Origin of the sequence: Micromonospora sp. NPDC092111, from assembly GCF_044755745.1 — a bacterium.
Classification (GTDB): Bacteria; Actinomycetota; Actinomycetes; order Mycobacteriales; family Micromonosporaceae; genus Micromonospora.
Window position 1 is genome coordinate 188,917 of record NZ_JBIVRQ010000010.1, and the last position, 15,937, is coordinate 204,853.

At 74.0% G+C, this 15,937-nt stretch carries 11 protein-coding genes; 6 read left to right on the top strand and 5 right to left on the bottom strand.

From position 1 onward, the window contains the following. The first annotated feature begins 70 nt into the window (after positions 1 to 70). The 3 genes from ACIQG9_RS20395 to valS all read left to right on the top strand — a co-directional run bounded on the left by ACIQG9_RS20395 (position 71) and on the right by valS (position 6,418). On the top strand, positions 71 to 1,903 hold the full coding sequence (locus ACIQG9_RS20395) for an ABC transporter ATP-binding protein (RefSeq protein ID WP_400404651.1): 1,833 nt from the start codon (positions 71 to 73) through the stop codon (positions 1,901 to 1,903). 204 nt (positions 1,904 to 2,107) lie between these two features. Next, positions 2,108 to 3,691, top strand: a complete 1,584-nt coding sequence (locus ACIQG9_RS20400) for a trypsin-like serine protease (RefSeq protein ID WP_400404536.1) — start codon at positions 2,108 to 2,110, stop codon at positions 3,689 to 3,691. 111 nt (positions 3,692 to 3,802) lie between these two features. Continuing rightward, on the top strand, positions 3,803 to 6,418 hold the full coding sequence (gene valS / locus ACIQG9_RS20405) for a valine--tRNA ligase (RefSeq protein ID WP_400404538.1): 2,616 nt from the start codon (positions 3,803 to 3,805) through the stop codon (positions 6,416 to 6,418). 127 nt (positions 6,419 to 6,545) lie between these two features. Here the strand turns inward: valS and ACIQG9_RS20410 are convergent, their stop codons facing one another. The 4 genes from ACIQG9_RS20410 to ACIQG9_RS20425 are packed head-to-tail and all read right to left on the bottom strand — an operon-like array spanning position 6,546 to position 9,991. After that, entirely contained in the window at positions 6,546 to 7,256 is a 711-nt protein-coding gene (locus ACIQG9_RS20410; RefSeq protein ID WP_400404540.1) for an ABC transporter permease, read from the bottom strand. Then, positions 7,256 to 8,206, bottom strand: a complete 951-nt coding sequence (locus ACIQG9_RS20415) for an ABC transporter ATP-binding protein (protein ID WP_400404542.1) — start codon at positions 8,204 to 8,206, stop codon at positions 7,256 to 7,258. Before ACIQG9_RS20415 ends, ACIQG9_RS20410 begins: the two co-directional genes overlap by 1 nt. After that, positions 8,203 to 9,084: an ABC transporter permease gene (locus ACIQG9_RS20420; protein ID WP_400404544.1), complete on the bottom strand. Its 882-nt coding sequence runs from the start codon at positions 9,082 to 9,084 to the stop codon at positions 8,203 to 8,205. Before ACIQG9_RS20420 ends, ACIQG9_RS20415 begins: the two co-directional genes overlap by 4 nt. Further along, a complete protein-coding gene (locus ACIQG9_RS20425) occupies positions 9,077 to 9,991 on the bottom strand; it encodes an ABC transporter ATP-binding protein (protein WP_400404546.1) in 915 nt (304 codons plus the stop codon). Before ACIQG9_RS20425 ends, ACIQG9_RS20420 begins: the two co-directional genes overlap by 8 nt. A gap of 270 nt (positions 9,992 to 10,261) precedes the next feature. Between ACIQG9_RS20425 and cysC the strand changes: the two genes are divergently transcribed. The 3 genes from cysC (at position 10,262) to galT (ending at position 13,769) form a co-directional block, all read left to right on the top strand. Next, positions 10,262 to 11,791 carry an adenylyl-sulfate kinase gene (cysC, locus tag ACIQG9_RS20430; protein ID WP_400404548.1) on the top strand — a complete coding sequence of 510 codons (1,530 nt, stop codon included), beginning with the start codon at positions 10,262 to 10,264 and terminating at the stop codon, positions 11,789 to 11,791. A gap of 104 nt (positions 11,792 to 11,895) precedes the next feature. Continuing rightward, entirely contained in the window at positions 11,896 to 12,696 is an 801-nt protein-coding gene (locus tag ACIQG9_RS20435) for a DeoR/GlpR family DNA-binding transcription regulator (RefSeq protein WP_400404550.1), read from the top strand. Next, complete coding sequence (galT, locus tag ACIQG9_RS20440; protein WP_400404552.1) at positions 12,693 to 13,769, top strand: galactose-1-phosphate uridylyltransferase; 1,077 nt, start codon at positions 12,693 to 12,695, stop codon at positions 13,767 to 13,769. The genes ACIQG9_RS20435 and galT overlap by 4 nt, the downstream gene beginning before the upstream one ends. A 346-nt stretch (positions 13,770 to 14,115) precedes the next feature. Here the strand turns inward: galT and ACIQG9_RS20445 are convergent, their stop codons facing one another. Continuing rightward, on the bottom strand, positions 14,116 to 15,333 hold the full coding sequence (locus tag ACIQG9_RS20445) for an NADP-dependent isocitrate dehydrogenase (protein ID WP_400404554.1): 1,218 nt from the start codon (positions 15,331 to 15,333) through the stop codon (positions 14,116 to 14,118). Positions 15,334 to 15,937: the final 604 nt, after the last annotated feature.

Here is a 15,937-nt window from a genome sequence, read left to right on the forward strand (position 1 = left end):
ACGCCGGCCGCCCCGGCAGCGCGCCTCGGGCAGCCGGGACGACGGCGGGGACGGGCAGCCCCCACCCGAGCTGTCCCGCTGGCGCGGGCTGGCCACCGACCCGGACGCCGACCGCAGCCACGCCGAGCAGGACTCGCCGGAGGCGGTGGCCCGGCTGCGCGGCCGGAGCCGGATACTGCTGCGGGACCTGCTCCGCCCGCACCGGCGGCAGCTCGGGCTGGCGGTGGCCCTGCTGCTCGCCCAGAACACCGCCGCGATGGCCGGGCCGTACCTGGTGATGCTCGGCATCGACCGGGCCGTGCCGCCGCTGCGGGCCGGCGACCCGGGGCCGCTGGCCGCCGTCGCCGGCGCCTTCGCCGGCGCGGCGGTCACCGAGTACGTCACCCGGCGCGGCTACCTCACCCGTTCCGCCCGGATCGGCCAGGCCGTCCTGCTCCAGCTACGCCAGCGGGTCTACGGCCACCTGCTGACCCTCTCCGTCAGCTTCCACGAGCGCTACACCTCGGGGCGGGTGGTGTCCCGGCTCACCAGCGACGTGGACTCCATCGCCGAACTGGTCGACGGCGGGATCGACAGCCTGGTGGCCGCCGCGCTGTCGGTGCTGTCGGTCGCCGCGATCCTGCTCTGGCTGGACCTGCCGCTGGCGGCGGTGACCCTGCTCGCGTTCCCCTTCCTGTTCCAGCTCTCCCGCTGGTTCGCCCGGGCCTCGGCGGACGCCTACCGGCGCAGCCGGGAGGCGGTGGCGCTGGTCATCGTCCACTTCGTCGAGTCGCTGCGCGGCATCCGGGCGGTGCAGGCGTTCCGGCGCGAGCCGCGCAACCAGCAGATCTTCGTGACGGTGAACGACGAGTACCGGCGGGCCAGCCTGCGCGGATTCCGGTTGATCGCCACCTACTCGCCGGGGATCAAGGTGATCGGCAACGTCACGGTGGCGGTGGTGCTGGCCTACGGCGGGTGGCGGGTGCTGGGCGGCCGTACCGAGCTGGGCGTGCTCGCCGCGTTCCTGCTCTACCTGCGCCGGTTCTTCGAACCGATGCAGGAGCTGAGTCAGTTCTACAACTCCCTCCAGTCCGCGACGGCCGCGCTGGAGAAGCTCGCCGGGGTGCTGGACGAGCGGCCCGGGGTGCCCGAGCCGGCGCGTCCGGTGCCGCTGCCGGCCGGGCCCGGCCGGGGGGCGGTGACGTTCCGGTCGGTGACCTTCGGCTACCGGCCCGGGACGCCGGTGCTGACCGGGTTGGACCTGGTCGTGCCGGCCGGCCAGACGGTCGCGTTGATCGGGCCGACCGGTGCCGGCAAGTCGACCGTGGCGAAGCTGCTGGCCCGCTTCCACGACCCGGACGACGGCACGGTGGAGCTGGACGGAGTCGACCTGCGGGACCTGTCGGACCCCGAACTGCGCCGGGCGGTGGTGCTGGTGACCCAGGAGAACCACCTGTTCAGCGGCACGGTGGCGGAGAACGTCCGGTTCGGCCGGCCGACCGCCCCGGACGCCGCGGTGGAGGCGGCGGCGCGGGCGATCGGCGCGCACGACTTCATCGCCGCCCTGCCCGACGGGTACGGCACCGAGGTGCACCGCCGTGGTGGCCGGCTCTCCGCCGGCCAGCGGCAGCTCGTCGCGTTCGCCCGGGCGTTCCTGGCCGACCCCCGGGTGCTGATCCTGGACGAGGCGACGTCGTCGCTGGACGTACCGACCGAGCGGCTGGTGCAGCGGGCCCTCGCCACCGTGCTGCGGGACCGCACCGCGCTGGTGATCGCCCACCGGCTCTCCACCGTGGAGACCGCCGACCGGGTGCTGGTCGTCGACGCCGGACGGATCGTCGAGGACGGGGCCCCGGCCCGGCTCGCCAGCACCGGCGGCCGGTACGCCGCACTGCACCGGCAGTGGCGGGACTCGCTGGTCTGACCGGCCATGGTGGTGGCGGTCCGGTCGGGTGGCGGACCCGCCGTCCGGGGTGGCCGGACACCAGCCGGCGGGCGGGCGAGGGGCATCCGGTGAGCCCCGCGACGGATAGACTCACCGTTCGCCGATGGGCCTCGCCCCGCCGCCGGTCCCGACCGGCCGCGGCAGGCCGGTCGGGCGTCGCCGGGCAAACGGGGAGGTTGCGGCGTGCGGATCCGTGGGCGAATGGTGGTCGCGGCGGCGTTGGTGGTCGGCACGGTCGGCGCGACCGGGGTCGCGCTGGCCCGGGAGCGGGCCGCCGATCCGGTCCCGGCGACCCCGGCGGCCGGCGCGTGGTCGGCCGGCGCGGGCCCGGTCACCGCCGACGTCCGGTCGGCGACGCGCAGCGGCGTCGGTGGCCGGGGTTCACTCCCGTCCACCGGGGCACCGGTGACGGTGACACCGGCCGGTCGCCCGGCCACCGAGTTGGCGCAGGCCGCGCCCGCCTCGGTGGGCTACCTGAGCGACCGCTACCGGGTGCCGCGCGACGAGGCCGCCCGCCGGCTCGCCCTCCAGGACCTGTCCGCGCCGCTGGCCGCCACGCTGGCCGCCCGGTTCCCCGCCGAGTACGCCGGCATGTGGCTGGACCAGGCCGGCGGCGGCGTGCTCACCATCGCGGCGACCGACCCGGCCCCGGTGGCGAGGGCGGTCGCCGGCATGCCGGACGCCGCGCACGTCACGGTCGTCCCGGTCCGCCACTCCCGGCGTGCCCTCGACGCGGCGGCGGCCCGGCTGGCCGGCGCGCTGGGCGTCACCGCCGGCAGCGACGTGCTCGTCGACGAGCGGGCCAACGAGCTGGTGGTGCTCACCGGCGACACGGTGGCGGCGGACGACGCCCGGCTGGCCGGGGCGCGGGACGACGCCGGGGTGCCGGTCCGGACGCAGACCCGGCGGGGCGCGTCCGCCATCGCGAAGGCGTGCGACCCGCGCTACTGCACGACCGCGCCGATGCGCGGCGGCATCCGGCTGGACGTGCCCCGCGACGACGGCACCGTCGGCGGCTGCACCTCCGGCTTCAACCTGCGGGCGGCGTCCGGGCGTTACTACGTGCTGACCGCCGGGCACTGCGTGGTCGGCGGCAGACACCAGCAGGTGGACCGGGCCTGGCACCAGTTCCTGGGACCGAAGGTGCCGGTGGGCGTCGAGTCGACCAACCCGGTGCTGGCCGAGAACAACTTCCCGTACGACTACGCGGTGCTGCCGTACGCCGACGGCGCGTCGACCCGGTGGGCGTACCCGCGGCGGACCGCCGGCGACCTGCCCAGCCTGGTCAACTACTGGTGCGTGGCGGACAATCCGGCGTGCGCCACGAAGGGCAGTCACGACGTCCGGGTCACCGGCCTCACGCCGTACGGCGCGGTGCAGGCCGGCTGGGTGGTCTGCGCCACCGGCTCGGCGTACACGCCGACGGCCGGCGAGCAGTACGTCGACTCGGGCGCGGGGGCCGGCTACCTGCCGGGCACCCGCTGCGGCGAGGTCACCGGCAAGGCCAGCGGCGGCATCGACGTACGGGTCTGCGCCCGGCCGGGCGACAGCGGCGGGCCCCTGTTCACCGAGTCCGACGGCCGGGCGCTCGGCGTGCTCAGCTTCGGCACCTACGGCCGGGGTCCGTGCACCAACCCGGACGAGGTGAACAGCTACTCGCCGGTCTCCACCATCCTGGACCGGGTGAACTCCCGCACCGGCCTCGGCTTCCAGCTCGCCACCCGGGGCCCGTTGCTCCCCGCCCCGGTCGGGTCCTCGACCCGCTAGGGCGGTGACCCACACCGACACCCACCCCCACCACCCACCCCCACCACACGCCTCCACCGCACCCGGGCAAAGCCGGTGGGCGCGGCCTCGCCGGCTGCCTACCATCGACGGATGACTGATACGGCGAGGACGGCCCGCGCCGACGTTCCCGAGCGTCCCACCCTGGACGGTATCGAGGAACGCTGGGCGCACCGCTGGCAGGAGGAGGGCACGTACGCGTTCGACCGGGCGAAGGCGACCGGAGCGGGTCGCGGCGGGGCGGCGGACGCGCCGCACCGGCACGGTCGCGGCGACGACGTGTACTCCATCGACACCCCGCCGCCGACCGTATCCGGCGAGCTGCACATGGGGCACGTCTTCTCGTACACCCACACCGACACGGTGGCCCGCTTCCAGCGGATGCGCGGCCGGAACGTTTTCTACCCGATGGGCTGGGACGACAACGGCCTGCCCACCGAACGCCGGGTGCAGAACGTCTACGGGGTGCGCTGCGACCCGGCCCTGCCGTACGACCCGGCCTGGCAGCCGCCCGACACCCCGGTCACCGAGGCCCGGCGCAGGGACCCGACGCCGGTCTCCCGGCGCACCTTCGTCGAGCTGTGCGAACGGCTCACCGCCGACGACGAGCGGGTCTTCGAGACGCTGTGGCGGCGGCTCGGGCTGTCGGTGGACTGGTCGCTGACGTACACCACGATCGGGCGGGCGGCCCGGGCGACCAGCCAGCGGGCGTTCCTGCGCAACCTGGCCCGGGGCGAGGCGTACCAGGCGGAGGCGCCCACGCTCTGGGACGTCGGCTTCGCCACCGCCGTGGCCCAGGCCGAGCTGGAGGACCGCGAGCGCCCGGGGGCGTACCACCGGCTGCGGTTCACCGGGCCGGACGGGCGCGAGGTGCTGATCGACACCACCCGGCCGGAGCTGCTGCCGGCCTGCGTGGCGCTGGTCTGCCACCCCGACGACGAGCGGTACGCCGACCTGGTGGGCGCTTCGGTGCGTACCCCCGTCTTCGGGGTCGAGGTGCCGGTGCGCGCGCACCCGCTGGCGGACCCGGCCAAGGGCACCGGCATCGCGATGGTCTGCACCTTCGGTGACCTGACCGACGTGACCTGGTGGCGGGACCTGGCCCTGGAGACCCGGGTGGTGGTCGGCCGGGACGGGCGGCTGCTGCCCGAGCCGCCGCCCGGCGTGCCGGCGACGGCCTACGCGGCGCTGGCCGGGCAGCCCGTCAACGCCGCCCGACGGACCCTGGTGGAGCTGCTGCACGCCGCCGGTGACCTGGTCGGCGAGCCGCGCGAGATCACCCATCCGGTGAAGTTCTACGAGCGCGGCGACCGGCCACTGGAGATCGTCTCGACCCGGCAGTGGTACCTGCGCAACGGCGGCCGGGACGCCGACCTGCGGGCGGCGCTGCTGGCCCGGGGCGGCGAGCTGCGCTGGGTGCCGGAGCACATGAGGCACCGCTACGACCACTGGGTGGGTGGGCTGACCGGTGACTGGCTGGTCAGTCGACAGCGCTTCTTCGGGGTGCCGGTGCCGGTGTGGTACCGGCTCGACGCCGTTGGCGAGCCGGACCACACCCACCCTCTCACACCGGACGAGGCGTTGCTGCCGATCGATCCGTCGAGTGAACCGCCGCCCGGGTTCGACGAGTCGCAGCGCGGCGTGCCCGGCGGTTTCGTCGGCGACCCGGACGTGCTGGACACCTGGGCCACCTCGTCGCTGACCCCGCAGATCGTCGGCGGCTGGGAGACCGACCCGGAGTTGTTCCGCCGGGTCTTCCCGATGGACCTGCGCCCGCAGGGGCAGGAGATCATCCGCACCTGGCTCTTCGCCACCGTGGTCCGCGCCCACCTGGAGCACGGGGTGCTGCCCTGGCGGGACACGGTGCTCTCCGGCTGGATCCTCGACCCGGACCGGAAGAAGATGTCCAAGTCCAGGGGGAACGTGGTCACCCCGATGGGCCTGCTGGAGCAGCACGGCTCGGACGCGGTCCGCTACTGGGCGGCCAACGGCCGGCCCGGGATGGACCTCGCCTTCGACCCGGCGCAGATCAAGGTGGGCCGGCGGCTCGCCACCAAGCTGCTCAACGCCTCGAAGTTCGCCCTCGGGCTGGGCGCCGCCGACGCGCTGCGCGCCCCGGCGACCGCGCCGCTGGACACCGCCCTGCTCGCCGAACTCTCCGGCGTCGTCGGCACCGCGACCGCCGCCTTCGACGGGTACGACCACACGGCGGCGTTGCAGGCCACCGAGGCGTTCTTCTGGCGGTTCTGCGACGACTACATCGAACTGGTGAAGGAGCGCGCCTACGGCTCCGGTCCGGGTGCCGACTCGGCCCGGGCGGCGCTCGCCACCGCGCTGTCGGTGCAGTTGCGGCTCTTCGCCCCGGTGCTGCCGTACGTCACCGAGGAGGTCTGGTCGTGGTGGCGGTACGGCTCGGTGCACCGCGCCACCTGGCCCACCACCTACGAGGTGGACCGGGCGATCACCGGCACCGGTGACCCGGCGCTGCTGCGGCTGGCCGCCGACGCGTTGGGCCAGGTGCGGCGGGCCAAGTCGGAGCGGAAGCTGTCGATGCGGGCGGAGGTGCCGCTGGCCGAGGCGCTCGGCCCGGCCGCCCTGCTGGACCAGCTCACCCTCGTCGCGGACGACGTCCGCGCGGCGGGCCGGGTCGGCAAGCTCGACCTGCTGCCGGACCGTACCCCCGAGCTGGTGATCGCCTGCGCCTTCTGACCGTCGCCACTCCCCCAACGGGTTCGCCGGGTCGCCGAGACAGCGGTGTCGCAACGGGTGGACACCGCTGTCTCGGCGATCCTGAGTCGATCACGGTGCGGCAGGGGCGCGGCGGAACGCGCGGGCGTCAGCTCGTCTCGCCGGCCATGCTGAACGAGCGGAGGCGGTCGATCGCCAACCCGGTGAAACCGACGCTGACCAGGATCGTCAGCACCACCGCGACGGGCACCGAGACGGTGGTCGACAGCAGCTCGGTCGGGGCCATCCGGTCGGCCAGGGCGATCACCCACTGCTGGATCGACAGCACCTTGGTGCCGCTGACGAAGTTGCCCAGCAGCCCCTCCCAGATCAGCACGTACACCAGGCCGAGCAGCACCGGCCGCCGGGTGACCAGGCTGAGCGCCAGGAACAGCGCCGAGTAGGCCAGCGCGCCGATCGCCGAGGCGGCGGCCAGCGCCAGGCCGAGGCGTACCGAGTCGGCGAGCACGCCCGCGACGTAGAGCGGCACCGCGACGGTGGCCGCGCTGACCCCGGCGGCCACCCCGAGCTTCGGCAGCACGATCTGCCAGCGCGGCAGCGGCTTGGTCAGGATGTGCACCACCGTGCCGTCGTCGATCTCCGCCCCCAGCACGCCGGTGCCGACGATGAGCGCCACCACCGGCAGCACCACGGCCAGGCCGAGGGCGACCAGCACCGGCGGCGCCCACTGGCCCGGGTCCACCCCAAGCGACCGGCAGAGTACGGCGAGCAGCACCAGCACCGCCGGCAACGGCAGCAGCATGAGGAACCGGCGGCGGCCGAAGAGCCCGCGCGCGGTGATCCAGGAAACGGTCGACATCAGGCCTCCACCAGGTAGGAGAAGACGCTCTCCAGGGACTCGTCCTCGGGGGTCAACTGCCGGACCCGGATGCGGTGGGCGAGCGCGATCTTCGGTAGCGCCCGGGTGAAGGCGCCGTAGTCGCCGGCCCGCACGGTCAGGCCGGCCTTGTCCAGCTCGACGCCGGTGACCGACGGGTCGGCCATCAGCGCCACCGCCAGCGCCCGGTCGTCGGTGGAGCGGACCGCGAAGACGTGCGGCCGGTTGGTCATCAGCCGGCGGATGGTCCGGAAGTCGCCGGAGGCGGCCAGTCGACCGGCCACCATCACCTGCACCGTCCCGGAGACCTGCTCGACCTCCTCCAGGATGTGCGAGCTGAACAGGATGGTCCGCCCGGCGTCGCCGAGGGAGTGCAGCAGCCCCATCATGTGCAGCCGCTGGCGCGGGTCCATCCCGTTGAACGGTTCGTCGAGCAGCAGCACCTGCGGGTCGTGCACCAGCGCGGCGGCGACCCGGGTGCGTTGCCGCATGCCCTTGGAGTACGTCCCGATCCGGCGGTCCTGCGCGTCGGTCATCTCGACCAGCTCGATCGCCCGGCGGGCCGCGGCCTCGGGGTCGGGCAGCCGGTGCAGCTTCGCGCTGGCCAGCACGAACTCGCGGGCGGTGAGGAAGGAGTGCACCGCCTCCCGCTCGCTGACCAGCCCGAGCCGGCGGTAGACGTCCGGGTTGCGCCAGGTCGATGCGCCGTCCAGGGTCAGCGTGCCCCGGGACGGGGCGAGGAAACCGGCCATCATGTGCAGCAGGGTGGTCTTGCCGGCGCCGTTCGGGCCGAGCAGGCCGGTCACCCCGGGGCCGAGCCGCATGGTGACGTCGTTGACCGCCACCACGTTGCCGTACCAGCGGGAGACCCCGGCGAGGTCCAGGGTGCTGGTGGTGACGGCCGGCGGGGCGCCGGTGTCGAGTGTGGTCATCGGGCGGCCACCTTCCGGTATCGCAGCAGCAGCAGGGCGGTGCAGGCGGTGACCAGCAGCACGGCGGCGATCGCGTAGACCGGGCCGAAGTCGCCGATCTGGGGAACGCCCTGCCCCTTCGGGTGCAGCCAGTCCCGCAGCGCCCAGGTGCCGACCCCACCGACCAGGGTGGAGGGCGAGGCGAGCAGCGCCAGTTCGTTGACCGCCCGGGACGGCAGGATCGACAGGACGCCGACGATCGGGGTGGTCATCAGGAAGACCGCCACGATCCCGCCGGCGGCGAAGGCGCGCTTGCCGGTGAGCGAGGCGACCAGCAGCCCGATCGCGGCGAAGACCACCGCCCACAGCCCGGCGTAGAGCAGCCCGGGCAGCAGGTCCAGCAGCTCGTTCCAGGCCCCGCGCAGGCCGTCGGAGGTGGTGAACGCCGCGCCCAGGAACATCACCAGCTGCGGCCCGCCGAGCAACAGCCAGAGCGCGCTCACCAGGGACAGCAGCTTGGCCAGCGCGTAGTCGTCGCGCGGCAGCGGCCGGGAGAAGTACAGCGGGAGCACGCCACTGCGCAGGTCCCGGGAGACCAGCTCGGGGGCGGCCACCGCGACGAAGAAGATGACCAGCCAGCTCATCGCGTCGGCGAACTGGGCGTACGTCATCACCACCTCGCCGATCTGGCTGCGTACCGCGGTGAGGCCGGCGGCCACCACGGTCACGATGCCGACCACCAGCCAGGGGAAGATCTTCGCCTTGGCGCTGCGCCCCAGCCCGAAGACCGTCCGCAGGCCGTGCAGGTAGAGCGCGCCGAAGACGTGCCGGCGGCCCAGCCGGGGGCCGGTGTACCGCTGGTAGCCGATGTCGTGGATGACGCCGGTCGGCTCAGGCATGGCTGGGCTCCCTCGGGGCGAAGAGTTCGGCCACCCGGTGGCGGCGCTGGTCCAGCCGGTGCAGCGGCAGGTCCAGCTCGGCGACCGCGCCGAGGATCAGGTCGTAGGTGCGTTCGTCGGCGAGCGGAACGAGCAGCATCCGGCCGTCCCGGGTCACCGGCAGGTCGAGCGCGGCGAGCCGGCCGGCCAGTTCGTCGGTGCCCTCGCTGACCTCGACGGCGAGCACGTCGGTGGCGGAGGTCATCGCGTCGATCCGGTCGGCGCGCAGCAGCCGGCCGCCGTCGATGGCGACCAGCGTGTCGCAGATCCGCTCCACCTCGCCGAGCAGGTGCGAGCAGACCAGTACGGAGATGCCGAACTCGGTGCCGATCCGGTGGACCAGGGCGAGCATGGCGTCCCGGCCGGCCGGGTCGAGGCCGTTGGTGGGCTCGTCGAGCAGCAGCAGGTCCGGGTCGTGGACCAGGGCCTGGGCGAGCTTGACCCGCTGCTTCATGCCGGTGGAGTAGCCGCCGACCGGGCGGTAGCGCTCCTCGTAGAGGCCGACGTGGCGCAGCGTCTCGGAGGCGCGCTCGCGGGCCACCGTCCGGGGCAGGCCGCTGATCCGGCCCAGGTGGGTGACCAGTTCGGCGGCGGACAGGTCGGGCGGGAGCGCGTCGTGCTCCGGCATGTAGCCGACCCGGGCACGCACCGCCGCCGGGTCGGTGGTCGGGTCGAGGCCGAGCACGGAGACCCGCCCGCTGGTCGGCGGAAGCAGGCCCAGCAGGATCTTGATCAGCGTGGACTTGCCGGCGCCGTTGGCGCCGACCAGGCCGATGATCCCCGGCTCGACCGCGACGGTCAGGTCGGCCAGGGCGGTTACCCGGCCTCCGTACGTCTTCGTCAGCGACTCGGTCGCGATCAGTGTCACGACCGACAGCGTAGGCAGCCGCCACCCTGGCGGGTATCCGGAATCGCCCGGGGGTGCCCCTGATCTCCGCCCCGGGCGGCGGGACCGGGTGGACCGCGTCGCCGTCCCGGGCGGCGTCGCGCCACCGGCCCCGCCCGGCCGATCGTCACCCGCCGGTCGGTCCGTCCGCCCCGACGATGATCCACTTCCGGACCGGTAGTGGAGTGGCGCTCTCGACCGATCGCCTGCCGGCTGAGAAACTGTGGACCGGCCAGCGAGTGAGGGGTACGGATGAGCAACGGGTGGGTGCTGCCCGACGAGGTGCTGCGGGACGCTCCGGCGTACACCCCGCGCCCGGGCGAGCTGGCCGATCTGGAGTTGTTGCTGACCGGGGCGTACGCCCCGTTGGCCGGCTTCATGACCCGCGCCGACCTGACCTCGTTGCAGCGTCGTGGCCGGCTGGACGACGGCACCTCGTGGCCGGTCCCGGTGACCCTCCAGGTCCCGGCGCCGCTCGCCGACGGGCTCGACCCGACCGACCCGGCGCGCCGGACCCTGGTGCTCACCGACGGCGAGGGCGCGCCGGTGGCCGCGCTGGAGGTCACCGACGTCTGGCCGGCCCGGGAGGGCGTGGCCGGGGTGGGCGGTCCGGTCCGCCGGCTCGGCGACGGCGGGCACGGCCCGTTCCAGCGGCTACGCCGTGGCCCGGACGAGGTGCGTCCGTTGCTGCCCCCGGGCCGGGTGCTCGGGGTGATCGCCGACCGGCCGCTGCACCGGCCGCAGCTCGCGCAGATCGCGCACGCCGCCCGGACCCTCGGCGCCCACCTGCTGGTGATGATCCCGGTCAGTGAGGACGGGCCGGGCGGGCTGCCCGCGGAGGCCCTGGTCCGCAGCGTCTTCGCCGCCCGGGACCGGATGCCCCCGGCGACCCTGGTCGCGGTGCCGCTGCCCCGCCGCCGGGACGAGATCAGCGACGCCCTGCTGCGGGCCCGGATCTCCGCCGCCTACGGGGTGACCCACCTGCTCACCACCGGCGACATGCTCTCCGGCGCCGGGCTGCGGGTGCTGGTCCCCCGCGAGCTGGCCTACGACAACCGGGACGGGCAGTGGCGCTGGCGGGAGGACATCCCACCACGCAACCGGCGGCTGGCGCTGAGCGAGGCGGAGATCGACGACCTGCTGGACCGGGGCTTTCCGCTGCCCGAGTGGCACACCCCGCCGGCGGTGGCCAAGGAGCTGAGCCGGGCCCGCCCGCCGCGCCGGCACCGGGGGCTGGTGGTCTTCCTGACCGGGCTCTCCGGTTCCGGCAAGTCGACCATCGCCCGGGGCCTGGCCGACCTGCTCCGCGAGCAGGGCGAGCGCACGGTGACCCTGCTGGACGGCGACGTGGTGCGCCGGGAACTCTCCGCCGGGCTGAGCTTCAGCAAGGCCGACCGGGACGCCAACGTGCGCCGGATCGGCTGGGTGGCCGCCGAGATCGCCCGGCACCGGGGGGTGGGCATCTGCTGCCCGATCGCCCCGTACGCGCAGGCCCGGGCCGCCGTCCGGGAGATGGCCCGGGTCGCCGGCGCGGGCTTCCTGCTGGTGCACGTGGCGACCCCGCTGGAGGTCTGCGAGCAGCGTGACCGCAAGGGCCTGTACGCCCGCGCCCGGGCCGGCCTGCTCACCGGGATGACCGGGATCGACGACCCGTACGAGGCGCCGACCGACGCCGATCTGGTGGTCGACACCACCGACCAGAGCGTCGAGGAGGCGGTCCAGGCGGTGCTGAGCCACCTGACCGAGACCGGTTGGGTGGAGACCCGACTGCCCTCCACCTGATCGTCGGGGTTCCACTTTCGTCGCTGCCGCCTGCGCGCTAGTGTTCGTTCCTGTTGGAACACGTTCGACCGCGTGAGAGCGCGGAGGGCCGGGAGGTGCGGCGGATGCTGGCGCGGCAGCGGCAGGCGGCCATCCTCGACCGGGTCCGGGCCGCCGGCGGCGTCCGGGTCACCGAGCTGGCCGCCGAGTTCGGCGTCTCCGACATGACCATCCGGCGGGACCTGGACACGCTGCACGACCAGGGCCTGCTGGCCAAGGTGCACGGCGGGGCCACCACCGCCGGCTCGACCGACGAGCCGGGCTTCCACGCCAAGTCGGTCCGGCAGTCCGCCGAGAAGACCGCCATCGCCGCCCGGGCCGCCGAACTGGTCCGACCGGGCGCCGCGATCGCCCTCTCCGCCGGCACCACCACCGCCGAGTTGGCCCGACGGCTGGTCGACGTGCCCGGGCTGACCGTGGTGACCAACTCGCTGCGGGTGGCCGAGATCCTGCACACCGGCGGCCGGACCGACCAGACCGTGGTGCTGACCGGCGGGGTCCGCACCCCGTCCGACGCGCTGGTCGGGCCGCTGGCCGTGGACGCCGTCCGCTCGCTGCACCTGGACCTGCTCTTCCTCGGCGTGCACGGGATCACCGAGCGGGCCGGCTTCACCACCCCGAACCTGATGGAGGCGGAGACCGACCGGGCCCTGGTGGCCGCCGCCGACCGGCTGGTCGTCCTCGCCGACCACACCAAGTGGGGCACCGTCGGCATCTCCTCGATCGTCGGCCTGGGCGCGGCCGACGTGCTGGTCAGCGACGACCGGTTGACCCCCGAGGCGCGCCGGGTACTCGACGAGAAGGTGGGCGAGCTGGTGATCGTGACGGGCCCGGGCCGGGCGACGGCGCGGGAGGCGGCGCGGTGAAGCGTACGGCGATCGAACTGGCCGACGGCCGCGAGCTGATCTACTTCGACGAGCGGGACGACGCCGTCCGGGACCAGCCGGACCGCCGGGAGCTGCCACCGCCGCCGCCCGCCTCCCAACTCCGGTACGACCCGCTCACCGACGAGTGGGTGACGGTGGCCGTGCACCGGCAGACCCGGACCTTCCTCCCGCCGGCCGACCAGTGCCCGCTGTGCCCGTCCCGGGGGGACCGGCACAGCGAGATCCCCGCCCCCGGCTACGACGTGGCCGTCTTCGAGAACCGGTTCCCCTCGCTGAGCCAGCGGATCGTCGACGAGCCCGCCGAGATCACCCCGTTCACCCCGGTCCGGCCCGGCCAGGGCCGCTGCGAGGTGGTCTGCTTCACCGACGACCACCACGCCTCCTTCGCCGGCCTGTCCCCCCGCCGGGTCCGGCTGGTGCTGGACGTGCTCGCCGACCGGACCACGGCGATGGGCGCGCTGCCCGGCGTGGAGCAGGTGTTCTGCTTCGAGAACCGGGGCGTGGAAATCGGGGTCACCCTGCACCACCCGCACGGGCAGGTCTACGGGTACCCGTTCGTGACGCCGCGCACCCGGTCGCTGCTGGCCGCCGCCCGCCGGCACGCGGAGCGCACCGGGGGCCGGAACCTCTACGCCGACGTGCTCGCCGCCGAGCGGGCCACCGGTGACCGGGTGGTCGCCGCCAACGAGCACTGGACCGCGTACGTCCCGGCGGCGGCCCGCTGGCCGTTCGAGGTGCACCTCGCGCCGCACCGGCCGGTGCCGGACATCCCGGCGCTCGGTGACGCCGAGCGGGCCGCGTTCGGCCCGCTCTACCTGGACGTGCTGCGCCGGCTCGACGGGCTGTTCGACCTGCCCATGCCGTACATCTCGGCCTGGCACCAGGCGCCGGTGCGGACCGACCGGGAGCTGGGCCACCTGCACCTGCAGGTGTTCAGCGTCCGGCGGGCGACCGACAAGCTGAAGTACCTGGCCGGGTCCGAGTCGGGGATGGGCGTGTTCATCAACGACATCGCCCCCGAACGCGCCGCCGAACTCCTCCGCGCCGCCTGACCGGCACCGCGCGGGCCAACGCCGACCGGCACCACGCGGGCGAACGCCGACCCGGCACCGCGCGCAGAACAGGGCGCGGGGGGCCCGGGACAGGGCCCCCCGCAGGGAAGGGACGGCTGGCTGTGCTCGACAGCCGGGAAGGCTGGCTGCTCGGCACTGGTGCCGCGAGGCGACCGAAGTCAACCTTCCTGGACGCTACTGGCACCACGTCCACCCAGCTCAACGACCTGTTTCCCGACCGGTGACGCCGCCGTCACCCGGACGGGGCACACCCCATCCGGTCCGCCGGGTACGACGGAGCCCGCCGGAAGTCGCCGGCGGGCTCCGTCGTCGGTGCGGGCGAGGATCAGGCGGCGAGCTTGCGCGCCAGGTTCTCGTCGAGCGCGTTCATGAACTCGTCGGTGGTCAGCCACGGGGCGTCCCGCGAGATGAGCAGCGCGAGGTCCTTGGTCATCTGGCCACCCTCGACGGTGTCGACGATGACCTGCTCCAGGGTGTTGGCGAACTCGGTGACCGCCGGGGTGCCGTCCAGCTTGCCCCGGTGGGCCAGGCCCCGGGTCCAGGCGTAGATCGAGGCGATCGGGTTGGTCGAGGTCTTCTCGCCCTTCTGGTACTGCCGGTAGTGCCGGGTGACGGTGCCGTGCGCGGCCTCCGCCTCGACGGTACGGCCGTCCGGGGAGAGCAGGACCGAGGTCATCAGGCCGAGCGAGCCGAAGCCCTGCGCGACGGTGTCGGACTGCACGTCACCGTCGTAGTTCTTGCAGGCCCAGACGTAGCCGCCCTCCCACTTGAGCGCGGCGGCGACCATGTCGTCGATCAGCCGGTGCTCGTAGGTGATGCCGGCGGCGGCGAACTCGGACTTGAACTCGTTCTCGAACACCTCGGCGAAGATGTCCTTGAACCGACCGTCGTACGCCTTCAGGATGGTGTTCTTGGTGGACAGGTAGACCGGGTAGTTGCGGTCCAGCCCGTACCGGAACGAGGCCCGGGCGAAGTCCCGGATCGACTCGTCGAAGTTGTACATGCCCATGGCGATGCCGCCGCCGGGGAAGTTGGCGACCTCCATCTCCACCGGGGCGCCGCCGTCGGTCGGGGTGTAGGTGATGGTCACCGTGCCCGGACCGGGGACCACGAAGTCGGTGGCCTTGTACTGGTCACCGTGGGCGTGCCGGCCGATGATGATCGGCTTGGTCCAGCCGGGGACCAGCCGCGGCACGTTGGACATGATGATCGGCTCGCGGAAGACGACACCGCCGAGGATGTTGCGGATGGTGCCGTTCGGCGACCGCCACATCTTCTTCAGGCCGAACTCCTCGACCCGGGCCTCGTCCGGGGTGATGGTGGCGCACTTGACGCCGACGCCGTGCTCCTTGATGGCGTTGGCGGCATCGATGGTCACCTGGTCGTCGGTCTCGTCGCGGTGCTGGATCGACAGGTCGTAGTAGTGCAGGTCGACGTCGAGATAGGGCAGGATCAACTGCTCCCGGATCTGCTTCCAGATGATCCGGGTCATCTCGTCGCCGTCGAGCTCCACGACCGGGTTGTTTACCTTGATCTTCGCCATCGGCCGGCGCTCCTCTCGGGGGACACGTGCTCAAGCAGTACGAGCGTACTGGAAACGGCCCGACACCCCCCAGCCGGCCTCGACAGCCGGCCTCGACGGGCGGTCTCGGCAGGGCGGTCTCGGCAGGGCGGCCTCGGTAGGCGGTCTCGGTAGGCGGTCTCGGCAGGGCGGCAGAGCCGGGAGATCATCAGGCACCGAGCCGACACCAGTGAGCCCACACCCACGGGTCTACCACGCCACCACCCCCACCGCCGCCAAGCCCCCATTCACCCCACCCCACCTACCCCCTTCAGGCACCCCGGCGCTCCAACACCCCGGCACCCCGACACCCCCAGCGCCCCGGCACCCCCGGCACCCCGGCAACCCGGGCAACCCGGGCACCCCGGGCCCCCGACGCTCCAGCCGGTGATCCCCGGGGTGATCAAGAGGTTTGCGTCAGGAATCCGCGCCGACGGTGACGTAAACCTCTTGATCAACAGGGCGGAGGGAGAGGAGGGGTGGGCCGAGGGCGGTGGGCCGAGGGCGGTGGGCCGAGGGCGGTGGGCCGAGGGCGGTGGGCCGAGGGCGGTGGGCCGAGGGCGGTGGGCCGAGGGCGGGTGGGTGG

Bases quoted from the DNA above. Each gene is read 5' to 3' on its own strand.
- valS (WP_400404538.1), top strand. From the start codon at position 3,803: ATGACTGATACGGCGAGGACGGCCCGCGCCGACGTTCCCGAGCGTCCC.
- ACIQG9_RS20410 (WP_400404540.1), bottom strand. From the start codon at position 7,256: ATGTCGACCGTTTCCTGGATCACCGCGCGCGGGCTCTTCGGCCGCCGC.
- ACIQG9_RS20415 (WP_400404542.1), bottom strand. From the start codon at position 8,206: ATGACCACACTCGACACCGGCGCCCCGCCGGCCGTCACCACCAGCACC.
- ACIQG9_RS20420 (WP_400404544.1), bottom strand. From the start codon at position 9,084: ATGCCTGAGCCGACCGGCGTCATCCACGACATCGGCTACCAGCGGTAC.
- cysC (WP_400404548.1), top strand. From the start codon at position 10,262: ATGAGCAACGGGTGGGTGCTGCCCGACGAGGTGCTGCGGGACGCTCCG.
- ACIQG9_RS20435 (WP_400404550.1), top strand. From the start codon at position 11,896: ATGCTGGCGCGGCAGCGGCAGGCGGCCATCCTCGACCGGGTCCGGGCC.
- ACIQG9_RS20445 (WP_400404554.1), bottom strand. From the start codon at position 15,333: ATGGCGAAGATCAAGGTAAACAACCCGGTCGTGGAGCTCGACGGCGAC.